The sequence below is a fragment of the Blastococcus sp. CT_GayMR20 genome, from assembly GCF_004570345.1.
Window position 1 is genome coordinate 1 of record NZ_SPQM01000151.1, and the last position, 10,727, is coordinate 10,727.

General features: G+C 72.9%; 10 protein-coding genes. 4 read left to right on the forward strand and 6 right to left on the reverse strand.

Going from position 1 to position 10,727, the window contains the following annotated elements; all coding sequences use genetic code 11:
* Positions 1–1,101 (reverse strand): FAD-binding oxidoreductase (locus E4P40_RS23065; RefSeq protein ID WP_135160727.1); only part of this gene is annotated, 1,101 nt, incomplete at its 3' end.
* Between the two features lie 164 nt (positions 1,102–1,265).
* On the opposite strand from E4P40_RS23065, the gene E4P40_RS23070 reads away from it, so the two are divergent.
* Positions 1,266–1,925 (forward strand): dihydrofolate reductase family protein, encoded by a 660-nt coding sequence (locus E4P40_RS23070; RefSeq protein WP_135160728.1) that lies wholly within the window; start codon positions 1,266–1,268, stop codon positions 1,923–1,925.
* A gap of 123 nt (positions 1,926–2,048) precedes the next feature.
* On the opposite strand, the gene E4P40_RS23075 is transcribed toward E4P40_RS23070, so the two are convergent.
* Positions 2,049–3,077 carry an NAD(P)-dependent alcohol dehydrogenase gene (locus tag E4P40_RS23075; RefSeq protein WP_135160729.1) on the reverse strand — a complete coding sequence of 343 codons (1,029 nt, stop codon included), beginning with the start codon at positions 3,075–3,077 and terminating at the stop codon, positions 2,049–2,051.
* 234 nt (positions 3,078–3,311) lie between these two features.
* On the opposite strand from E4P40_RS23075, the gene E4P40_RS23080 reads away from it, so the two are divergent.
* On the forward strand, positions 3,312–4,214 hold the full coding sequence (locus tag E4P40_RS23080) for an SMP-30/gluconolactonase/LRE family protein (RefSeq protein WP_167762352.1): 903 nt from the start codon (positions 3,312–3,314) through the stop codon (positions 4,212–4,214).
* A 159-nt stretch (positions 4,215–4,373) separates the two neighbouring features.
* On the opposite strand, the gene E4P40_RS29145 is transcribed toward E4P40_RS23080, so the two are convergent.
* The 3 genes from E4P40_RS29145 to E4P40_RS23095 all read right to left on the reverse strand — a co-directional run bounded on the left by E4P40_RS29145 (position 4,374) and on the right by E4P40_RS23095 (position 7,416).
* The gene (locus E4P40_RS29145) at positions 4,374–4,568 is read right to left on the reverse strand and encodes a hypothetical protein (RefSeq protein ID WP_135160731.1); all 195 of its coding nucleotides are present in this window, start codon (positions 4,566–4,568) and stop codon (positions 4,374–4,376) included.
* 492 nt (positions 4,569–5,060) lie between these two features.
* Positions 5,061–6,410, reverse strand: a complete 1,350-nt coding sequence (locus E4P40_RS29150) for a cation:proton antiporter (RefSeq protein ID WP_245160535.1) — start codon at positions 6,408–6,410, stop codon at positions 5,061–5,063.
* Positions 6,411–6,513: 103 nt separating this feature from the next.
* The gene (locus tag E4P40_RS23095) at positions 6,514–7,416 is read right to left on the reverse strand and encodes an SMP-30/gluconolactonase/LRE family protein (RefSeq protein ID WP_167762352.1); all 903 of its coding nucleotides are present in this window, start codon (positions 7,414–7,416) and stop codon (positions 6,514–6,516) included.
* A 234-nt stretch (positions 7,417–7,650) separates the two neighbouring features.
* On the opposite strand from E4P40_RS23095, the gene E4P40_RS23100 reads away from it, so the two are divergent.
* Positions 7,651–8,679, forward strand: coding sequence for an NAD(P)-dependent alcohol dehydrogenase (locus E4P40_RS23100; protein ID WP_135160729.1), 1,029 nt, complete (start codon positions 7,651–7,653; stop codon positions 8,677–8,679).
* Positions 8,680–8,802: 123 nt separating this feature from the next.
* Here E4P40_RS23100 and E4P40_RS23105 read toward each other — a convergent pair whose 3' ends face one another.
* The gene (locus E4P40_RS23105) at positions 8,803–9,462 is read right to left on the reverse strand and encodes a dihydrofolate reductase family protein (protein ID WP_135160728.1); all 660 of its coding nucleotides are present in this window, start codon (positions 9,460–9,462) and stop codon (positions 8,803–8,805) included.
* A 164-nt stretch (positions 9,463–9,626) separates the two neighbouring features.
* On the opposite strand from E4P40_RS23105, the gene E4P40_RS23110 reads away from it, so the two are divergent.
* The coding region (locus E4P40_RS23110) for an FAD-binding oxidoreductase (protein WP_135160727.1) at positions 9,627–10,727 on the forward strand (1,101 nt) is incomplete at its 3' end.

Here is a 10,727-nt window from a genome sequence, read left to right on the forward strand (position 1 = left end):
CCCAGGAGTTCTGGGCGGTCTCCCGGACAAAAACGGTGAGGGGGTCCACCGGTGGCCTGCCGAGCTGGTTGCGGATGCCCTCCGATGCGATGGCGCCGGTCGGCGGGAACGGCTGGGACCACCACCGTAGGCCTGCAGACCGGCGGCGACGGTGGGGTCGTGCGCCAGGAGTGCGGCGATCGCGGCGTCGGGCAGCTCGCGGAAGTAGTGGCCTTTCCAGTAGCGGCGCTGCGCGTGTTCCTGGAGGTCGTCGTCGCGGCACTGCAGGTCGAGGTAGCTCAGTTCGACGACGCGCCGGGCGATGGGCTCGCCGAGGGCCTGCAGCGCCCGTGCGTGCTGCCGGCCTCCCTCGGAGTCGCCGATCCACACGAACCCGAGCGTCGCGATGCCGCCGGCGACCGTGGCGGTGTAGGTCGCCCGGCGCGGTGCGTCCCCGCTCAGGTCCCGCCAGCGGGCGGTCGGCGCCAGGGCCTCGGAGACGGGGAAGTCGAGTTCGACCGACAGTGCCCGGGTGCCGGAGCGGTGCAGTCGGAACTCGAACTGCGTCACCACACCGAAGTTGCCGCCGCCGCCGCGCAGACCCCAGAACAGCTCGGCGTTCTCCTCGGCCGATGACCGGACGACGTCGCCGGTGGCGGTGACGACCTCGCAGGACAGCAGGTTGTCGCAGGCCAGGCCGTGTTCCCTGGCGAGCCATCCCATGCCGCCGCCGAGGGTCAGGCCGCCGACTCCGGTGTGGGAGACGTTGCCTGCGGTCGTGGCCAGCCCGTGCGGCTGGCTGGCAGCGTCGAGCGCGCCGAGCAGGGCGCCGCCCTGGACCCACGCGCGCTGCCGCTCCGGATCGATGCGGACGCCGTTCATGGGAGAGAGGTCGATCATCAGCCCGCCCTCGGGCACGGCATGACCGGCGACGCCGTGCCCGCCGCATCGGACGCCGATCTCGAGGCCCTCGGCCCGCGCCAGCAGGATCGCCGTCGCGACGTCCGATGCCGTCCGGCAGCGCACGACCAGCGCTGGGCGCCGGTCCACCATCGCGTTCCACACGCGCCGTGCGGCGTCATACCTGGCGTCTCCTGGACGCAGCAACTCCGGGCCTGGCATGGCGCTACTCCCTCGGCTGGACACACTCGACGTGGTCGACCGTTCCCATTGCCGGAACTCATCGGTCCCCGCAGCGGCGCGCGACCGATGAGAATGCCCGGTGACCCGGGTCCTCCTCATCAGGCCCCGATCACCGGGCAGGCCGCACCGATGGAGGAGCACGGATGTCACGGACCCGGATCCACAACCTGGCCATCTCGCTCGACGGCTTCGCCACCGGGGAGCCGCAGTCCGCCGAGGCACCCTTCGGCCATGCCGGCGAGCGCCTGCACGAATGGATGTTCGGCACCCGGTTCTGGGCGGTGCAGGCGGGCGGGGCGGACACGGGGGGATCGGAAGGCGTCGACAACGCGTTCGCGGAGCGGCACAGCATCGGCTTCGGAGCCGAGATCATGGGCGCCAACAAGTTCGGCCCGCCGGGCTGGCAGGACGACCCGGACTGGAAGGGCTGGTGGGGGCCGAACCCGCCGTTCCACACACCGACCTTCGTGCTCACCCACCGCCCGCGGCCCCCGATGGAGATGGAGGGCGGCACCACGTTCCACTTCCTCGACGCTTCGCCGTCCGACGCACTCGGGACCGCCCGCTCAGCCGCCCATGGCCAGGACGTCCGGATCGGCGGTGGCCCCACGGTCGTGCGCGACTTCCTCGCCGCCGGGCTCGTCGACCAGGCGCATCTGGTCCAGGTGCCCATCCTGCTCGGCCGCGGGGTCCGGGTCTGGGACGGCCTGGAGGGCCTCGAGGACTCCTACGACGTCGAAGTCGTGGCGTCTCCGAGCGGCGTCGTCCACCTCACGTTCACACGCAAGATCGGCTCGTCGTAGCAGCGCCCCGCCGCCAGTGGGTGCCGGCGAACCCCGTGAGGCGGGTAGCGGTCGGTCCATGCCCAGGACGAAGTCGGAGAGCGGCTTGGGGTAGCGGCCAGGAAGCCCTGGAACCGGCCGGCGTCAGGGCACGAGGATGGCGCGGCCGCGGACCTTGCCGGCGTCGAGGTCGTGCAGGGCGTCGACCGCCTTGTCCAGCGGGTACTTCTGCGTGTGCAAGGTGACCCTGCCCGCCTGCGCGAGCACCATGAGCTCGGCCAGGTCGGGGTAGGTGCCGACGATGTTGCCGACGATGCTCCGTTCTGTGGAGATGATCTCCAGTGTCGGGATGCGCAGTTCGCCGCCGTAGCCGATGACGAAGTAGGAGCCGCCCGGCGCGGTCATCTGCCAGCCGTCCATCTCCGCGCCGTCCTCCGCGACGTAGTCGAAGACGACGTGCGCGCCGGTCCCGCCGGTGAGGTCCCTGACCGACTCGACCTGGTTGCCGTCGGCGAGCACCGTCTCGTCCGCCCCGACCTGCTCGGCGAGCCGCACCGCGTCGGCGTTGCGGTCGACGACGACGATGCGCGCGGCGGTCAGGGCCCGGAGGCACTGGATGCCGATGTGCCCGAGCCCGCCGGCACCCTGCACGACGGCGGTGGTGCCGGGGTGCAGCAGCGGCACGGCCTTGCGGACGGCGTGGTACGCGGTGATCCCGGCGTCGGCGAGCGCCGCGACGTCGGCGGGGTCGGTATCCGGGTCGAGCTGCACGCAGGCGCGGGCGGAGGTGCGCATGTACTCGGCCATGCCGCCGTCGTCGTCGGAGAGGCCCGGGAAGAACCCGTCCACGCAGTGCATGTCGTCACCGGCCCGGCAGGCCAGGCACAGGCCGCAGCTCGGCTGCGGGTGCAGGATCACCGTGTCGCCGACCGAGACGTTGGTGACGCCCTCGCCCACGGCGTGGACCCAGCCGGCGTTCTCGTGCCCGAGCACGTAGGGCAACCGAGGGTTCTGCGCGGCCTCCCACTGCCCCTCGACGATGTGCAGGTCGGTGCGGCAGACCCCGGCACCGCCGATCTTGACGACGACGTCCAGCGGGCTCCTGATCTGCGGTTCCGGGATCTCGTCGATCGACGGGTCCTGGTGGTAGCGGTGCAGGCGGACAGCTCTCATCGGACGCTTCTCCCGGAGCTTGGCGCGACCGCCGTCCGTCCCGTTCCGACGAGCGGCGACGACGGCTCACCCTCGTCCCGCACCGCAGCCCGGCGCAAGGTGCGCGCGTCCGGCATCCCGACCGAGCGTGGTCATGCATGCGTGGCTGCCCCACGGGGAGTCGCGGGGGCGCGGCCGAACGGTGTGGGTCCGGCCGGTGTGGGGGGCCAGCGTCCTGGGCAGAACCTCCTCGTGGTGGCTCTCGAGGTCGAGCCCGCACCCGTCCGTCCCGCCCGCCAGGGGCAGGGACCGGTCTGGGACGACGGGGCCGGCGAGTTGCTGTGGGTGGACGCCGCCGGCTGGATCAGATGGGCCCAGGTCGGTCCGGCCGGTGCGGTGCGCGACCTGGCGGTGCGGCCGGTCGGCGAACCCGTGGGCGCCGTCGCCCTCACGACGGCCCCGGGTTGGCTGCTGGCGGCCGGGAGCGGCTTCCGCCGGCTGTCCCCCGACGGGGAGGTCGGCGTCCTGCTGGACCTGGACGGGCCGGGCCGGATGTGCGGCGGCGCGTGCGACCGCGCCGGCCGGTTCCTCGCCGGGGTGACGGGCCTGCCCGAGACACGCGGCGTGGGAGCCGTGCACCGGGTCGACGTCGACGGCGTGGTCAGCATCGCGCTGGCCGATCTCGAGGAGCCGGCCGCGATCGCCTGGTCGCCGGACGACGACGTCCTGTACCTCGCCGACTCGGGCGCACGCACGGTGACCGCCTACGACTACGACCCGGATCTGGGCACGGCGGACCGGCCGCGGGTCCTGCTCGACTTCCCGATGGATGAGCCGGCCATTCCCTCCGGCCTGACCGTCGACGGGGCAGGACACCTCTGGGTCTCGCTGACCGGAGGCGGGCAGGTGCGCAGGTACAGCTCCGCAGGACGGCCGGAGGAGGTGCTGCGCGTGCCGGCGACGCAGCCGACCGGGTGCACGTTCGTCGGTCCTGCTCTGGACGTCCTGGTCGTGACGACGGCGGTCGAGGGGCTGTCGGACGTGGACCGGGCGGTCCAGCCCGATGCCGGCCGGCTGTTCACCGCGCACGTGCCCGACGTGGCGGGCCGGGGCACCTTCCGGTACCGGGGCCCGTTGAGGGGCCTGACCGCAGCGTGACCCGGCGACCCCGGCAGACCGCAACCGTCCCCGTCCTACGGCAGGGCGGCGCCCCGGTGTCGGCCCACATGTCACGGCACCGGTGTCGAGAGCCGGTTACGCGGTGACCGACCTGCCGGCGCCCGGGGAACAGGTGCTGGCAGCCGGGGAGGTGCCGGGCTACCTGGGGCCGGTCGCCGCCCTGGTGGTCGCCGCCGCGGTGATCGGGTACCTGACGGCGCGGGTCCGCGTGGTGCCGATCGTGGGGTTCCTGGTCGCCGGGGTCCTGCTCGGCCCCGCCCAGTTGGGCGTCGTCGAGAACAGCGAGACCGTCCAGGCCGCCGCCGACATCGGGGTCATCCTGCTGCTGTTCACGATCGGCATCGAGTTCTCGCTCGAGCGCCTGGCGCAGGTCTGGGCCTGGATCGCGGTCGCTGGCGGGCTTCAACTTGTGTTGGCCACCGGCACGGGCCTGCTCCTGACGCTCGCCCTCGGGGGCGACTGGCGCAACGGGGTCTTCACCGGGTTCCTGATCTCGCTGTCCTCGACGGCCATCGTGCTCAAACTGCTCGGGGACCGCCGGGACACGTCGACCGTGCGGGGGCGGCTGTCGGTGGCCGTGCTGATCAGCCAGGACCTCGCCGTCGTCGGGATGGTGCTCGTCGTCCCGCTGCTCGGCCCGAGTCCGGGCGAGGGCGAGACTGGCTGGGGCTCGCTGGTGCGATCGGTCCTGACCGCCGTGGGCGTCGTCGTCGCCGTCCTCCTGGTGGCCCGGCGGGTGACGCCCCCGCTGCTCGACGTGGTGGCCCGCACCTGTCTGCCCGAGGTCTTCCTGCTCGCGGTCGTCGCCGTCTGCTTCGGCACGGCCTACCTCACCGCGCTGGCCGGGGTGAGCGTCTCGCTGGGCGCCTTCCTCGCCGGCCTGGTCGTCAGCGAGAGCCAGGCAAGCACCCACGTCCTCGCCGAGGTGCTGCCACTGCAGATCATCTTCAGCGCCGTGTTCTTCGTCTCCGTGGGGATGCTCCTCGATCTCGGCTTCGTCATGGACAACGCCGTCCTGGTGGTGGGTGCGGCGCTCGTGGTGCTCGTGGCCAAGGCGATGACCGCTGGGGCGAGCCCCGCGGCGGTGCCCACCGTGAGCAGGACGAAGGAGAACTCGCCGATCTGCGCCAGCAGCAGGCCTGTGGCCGCCGCCGTCCGGGCGGGCACGCGGGCCGCCGCGGCGGCCGCCCCAGCGGTCATCGCCTTGGCCACGAGCACCACGAGCGCCGCACCCACCACCAGGACGGCGTTGTCCATGACGAAGCCGAGATCGAGGAGCATCCCCACGGAGACGAAGAACACGGCGCTGAAGATGATCTGCAGTGGCAGCACCTCGGCGAGGACGTGGGTGCTTGCCTGGCTCTCGCTGACGACCAGGCCGGCGAGGAAGGCGCCCAGCGAGACGCTCACCCCGGCCAGCGCGGTGAGGTAGGCCGTGCCGAAGCAGACGGCGACGACCGCGAGCAGGAAGACCTCGGGCAGACAGGTGCGGGCCACCACGTCGAGCAGCGGGGGCGTCACCCGCCGGGCCACCAGGAGGACGGCGACGACGACGCCCACGGCGGTCAGGACCGATCGCACCAGCGAGCCCCAGCCAGTCTCGCCCTCGCCCGGACTCGGGCCGAGCAGCGGGACGACGAGCACCATCCCGACGACGGCGAGGTCCTGGCTGATCAGCACGGCCACCGACAGCCGCCCCCGCACGGTCGACGTGTCCCGGCGGTCCCCGAGCAGTTTGAGCACGATGGCCGTCGAGGACAGCGAGATCAGGAACCCGGTGAAGACCCCGTTGCGCCAGTCGCCCCCGAGGGCGAGCGTCAGGAGCAGGCCCGTGCCGGTGGCCAACACAAGTTGAAGCCCGCCAGCGACCGCGATCCAGGCCCAGACCTGCGCCAGGCGCTCGAGCGAGAACTCGATGCCGATCGTGAACAGCAGCAGGATGACCCCGATGTCGGCGGCGGCCTGGACGGTCTCGCTGTTCTCGACGACGCCCAACTGGGCGGGGCCGAGCAGGACCCCGGCGACCAGGAACCCCACGATCGGCACCACGCGGACCCGCGCCGTCAGGTACCCGATCACCGCGGCGGCGACCACCAGGGCGGCGACCGGCCCCAGGTAGCCCGGCACCTCCCCGGCTGCCAGCACCTGTTCCCCGGGCGCCGGCAGGTCGGTCACCGCGTAACCGGCTCTCGACACCGGTGCCGTGACATGTGGGCCGACACCGGGGCGCCGCCCTGCCGTAGGACGGGGACGGTTGCGGTCTGCCGGGGTCGCCGGGTCACGCTGCGGTCAGGCCCCTCAACGGGCCCCGGTACCGGAAGGTGCCCCGGCCCGCCACGTCGGGCACGTGCGCGGTGAACAGCCGGCCGGCATCGGGCTGGACCGCCCGGTCCACGTCCGACAGCCCCTCGACCGCCGTCGTCACGACCAGGACGTCCAGAGCAGGACCGACGAACGTGCACCCGGTCGGCTGCGTCGCCGGCACGCGCAGCACCTCCTCCGGCCGTCCTGCGGAGCTGTACCTGCGCACCTGCCCGCCTCCGGTCAGCGAGACCCAGAGGTGTCCTGCCCCGTCGACGGTCAGGCCGGAGGGAATGGCCGGCTCATCCATCGGGAAGTCGAGCAGGACCCGCGGCCGGTCCGCCGTGCCCAGATCCGGGTCGTAGTCGTAGGCGGTCACCGTGCGTGCGCCCGAGTCGGCGAGGTACAGGACGTCGTCGTCCGGCGACCAGGCGATCGCGGCCGGCTCCTCGAGATCGGCCAGCGCGATGCTGACCACGCCGTCGACGTCGACCCGGTGCACGGCTCCCACGCCGCGTGTCTCGGGCAGGCCCGTCACCCCGGCGAGGAACCGGCCGGCGCGGTCGCACGCGCCGCCGCACATCCGGCCCGGCCCGTCCAGGTCCAGCAGGACGCCGACCTCCCCGTCGGGGGACAGCCGGCGGAAGCCGCTCCCGGCCGCCAGCAGCCAACCCGGGGCCGTCGTGAGGGCGACGGCGCCCACGGGTTCGCCGACCGGCCGCACCGCCAGGTCGCGCACCGCACCGGCCGGACCGACCTGGGCCCATCTGATCCAGCCGGCGGCGTCCACCCACAGCAACTCGCCGGCCCCGTCGTCCCAGACCGGTCCCTGCCCCTGGCGGGCGGGACGGACGGGTGCGGGCTCGACCTCGAGAGCCACCACGAGGAGGTTCTGCCCAGGACGCTGGCCCCCCACACCGGCCGGACCCACACCGTTCGGCCGCGCCCCCGCGACTCCCCGTGGGGCAGCCACGCATGCATGACCACGCTCGGTCGGGATGCCGGACGCGCGCACCTTGCGCCGGGCTGCGGTGCGGGACGAGGGTGAGCCGTCGTCGCCGCTCGTCGGAACGGGACGGACGGCGGTCGCGCCAAGCTCCGGGAGAAGCGTCCGATGAGAGCTGTCCGCCTGCACCGCTACCACCAGGACCCGTCGATCGACGAGATCCCGGAACCGCAGATCAGGAGCCCGCTGGACGTCGTCGTCAAGATCGGCGGTGCCGGGGTCTGCCGCACCGACCTGCACATCGTCGAGGGGCAGTGGGAGGCCGCGCAGAACCCTCGGTTGCCCTACGTGCTCGGGCACGAGAACGCCGGCTGGGTCCACGCCGTGGGCGAGGGCGTCACCAACGTCTCGGTCGGCGACACGGTGATCCTGCACCCGCAGCCGAGCTGCGGCCTGTGCCTGGCCTGCCGGGCCGGTGACGACATGCACTGCGTGGACGGGTTCTTCCCGGGCCTCTCCGACGACGACGGCGGCATGGCCGAGTACATGCGCACCTCCGCCCGCGCCTGCGTGCAGCTCGACCCGGATACCGACCCCGCCGACGTCGCGGCGCTCGCCGACGCCGGGATCACCGCGTACCACGCCGTCCGCAAGGCCGTGCCGCTGCTGCACCCCGGCACCACCGCCGTCGTGCAGGGTGCCGGCGGGCTCGGGCACATCGGCATCCAGTGCCTCCGGGCCCTGACCGCCGCGCGCATCGTCGTCGTCGACCGCAACGCCGACGCGGTGCGGCTCGCCGAGCAGGTCGGGGCGGACGAGACGGTGCTCGCCGACGGCAACCAGGTCGAGTCGGTCAGGGACCTCACCGGCGGGACCGGCGCGCACGTCGTCTTCGACTACGTCGCGGAGGACGGCGCGGAGATGGACGGCTGGCAGATGACCGCGCCGGGCGGCTCCTACTTCGTCATCGGCTACGGCGGCGAACTGCGCATCCCGACACTGGAGATCATCTCCACAGAACGGAGCATCGTCGGCAACATCGTCGGCACCTACCCCGACCTGGCCGAGCTCATGGTGCTCGCGCAGGCGGGCAGGGTCACCTTGCACACGCAGAAGTACCCGCTGGACAAGGCGGTCGACGCCCTGCACGACCTCGACGCCGGCAAGGTCCGCGGCCGCGCCATCCTCGTGCCCTGACGCCGGCCGGTTCCAGGGCTTCCTGGCCGCTACCCCAAGCCGCTCTCCGACTTCGTCCTGGGCATGGACCGACCGCTACCCGCCTCACGGGGTTCGCCGGCACCCACTGGCGGCGGGGCGCTGCTACGACGAGCCGATCTTGCGTGTGAACGTGAGGTGGACGACGCCGCTCGGAGACGCCACGACTTCGACGTCGTAGGAGTCCTCGAGGCCCTCCAGGCCGTCCCAGACCCGGACCCCGCGGCCGAGCAGGATGGGCACCTGGACCAGATGCGCCTGGTCGACGAGCCCGGCGGCGAGGAAGTCGCGCACGACCGTGGGGCCACCGCCGATCCGGACGTCCTGGCCATGGGCGGCTGAGCGGGCGGTCCCGAGTGCGTCGGACGGCGAAGCGTCGAGGAAGTGGAACGTGGTGCCGCCCTCCATCTCCATCGGGGGCCGCGGGCGGTGGGTGAGCACGAAGGTCGGTGTGTGGAACGGCGGGTTCGGCCCCCACCAGCCCTTCCAGTCCGGGTCGTCCTGCCAGCCCGGCGGGCCGAACTTGTTGGCGCCCATGATCTCGGCTCCGAAGCCGATGCTGTGCCGCTCCGCGAACGCGTTGTCGACGCCTTCCGATCCCCCCGTGTCCGCCCCGCCCGCCTGCACCGCCCAGAACCGGGTGCCGAACATCCATTCGTGCAGGCGCTCGCCGGCATGGCCGAAGGGTGCCTCGGCGGACTGCGGCTCCCCGGTGGCGAAGCCGTCGAGCGAGATGGCCAGGTTGTGGATCCGGGTCCGTGACATCCGTGCTCCTCCATCGGTGCGGCCTGCCCGGTGATCGGGGCCTGATGAGGAGGACCCGGGTCACCGGGCATTCTCATCGGTCGCGCGCCGCTGCGGGGACCGATGAGTTCCGGCAATGGGAACGGTCGACCACGTCGAGTGTGTCCAGCCGAGGGAGTAGCGCCATGCCAGGCCCGGAGTTGCTGCGTCCAGGAGACGCCAGGTATGACGCCGCACGGCGCGTGTGGAACGCGATGGTGGACCGGCGCCCAGCGCTGGTCGTGCGCTGCCGGACGGCATCGGACGTCGCGACGGCGATCCTGCTGGCGCGGGCCGAGGGCCTCGAGATCGGCGTCCGATGCGGCGGGCACGGCGTCGCCGGTCATGCCGTGCCCGAGGGCGGGCTGATGATCGACCTCTCTCCCATGAACGGCGTCCGCATCGATCCGGAGCGGCAGCGCGCGTGGGTCCAGGGCGGCGCCCTGCTCGGCGCGCTCGACGCTGCCAGCCAGCCGCACGGGCTGGCCACGACCGCAGGCAACGTCTCCCACACCGGAGTCGGCGGCCTGACCCTCGGCGGCGGCATGGGATGGCTCGCCAGGGAACACGGCCTGGCCTGCGACAACCTGCTGTCCTGCGAGGTCGTCACCGCCACCGGCGACGTCGTCCGGTCATCGGCCGAGGAGAACGCCGAGCTGTTCTGGGGTCTGCGCGGCGGCGGCGGCAACTTCGGTGTGGTGACGCAGTTCGAGTTCCGACTGCACCGCTCCGGCACCCGGGCACTGTCGGTCGAACTCGACTTCCCCGTCTCCGAGGCCCTGGCGCCGACCGCCCGCTGGCGGGACCTGAGCGGGGACGCACCGCGCCGGGCGACCTACACCGCCACGGTCGCCGGCGGCATCGCGACGCTCGGGTTCGTGTGGATCGGCGACTCCGAGGGAGGCCGGCAGCACGCACGGGCGCTGCAGGCCCTCGGCGAGCCCATCGCCCGGCGCGTCGTCGAACTGAGCTACCTCGACCTGCAGTGCCGCGACGACGACCTCCAGGAACACGCGCAGCGCCGCTACTGGAAAGGCCACTACTTCCGCGAGCTGCCCGACGCCGCGATCGCCGCACTCCTGGCGCACGACCCCACCGTCGCCGCCGGTCTGCAGGCCTACGGTGGTGGTCCCAGCCGTTCCCGCCGACCGGCGCCATCGCATCGGAGGGCATCCGCAACCAGCTCGGCAGGCCACCGGTGGACCCCCTCACCGTTTTTGTCCGGGAGACCGCCCAGAACTCCTGGG

Coding starts and splice junctions, on each gene's coding strand:
- E4P40_RS23070 (WP_135160728.1), top strand. CDS start 1,266: ATGTCACGGACCCGGATCCACAACCTGGCCATCTCGCTCGACGGCTTC.
- E4P40_RS23075 (WP_135160729.1), bottom strand. CDS start 3,077: ATGAGAGCTGTCCGCCTGCACCGCTACCACCAGGACCCGTCGATCGAC.
- E4P40_RS23100 (WP_135160729.1), top strand. CDS start 7,651: ATGAGAGCTGTCCGCCTGCACCGCTACCACCAGGACCCGTCGATCGAC.
- E4P40_RS23105 (WP_135160728.1), bottom strand. CDS start 9,462: ATGTCACGGACCCGGATCCACAACCTGGCCATCTCGCTCGACGGCTTC.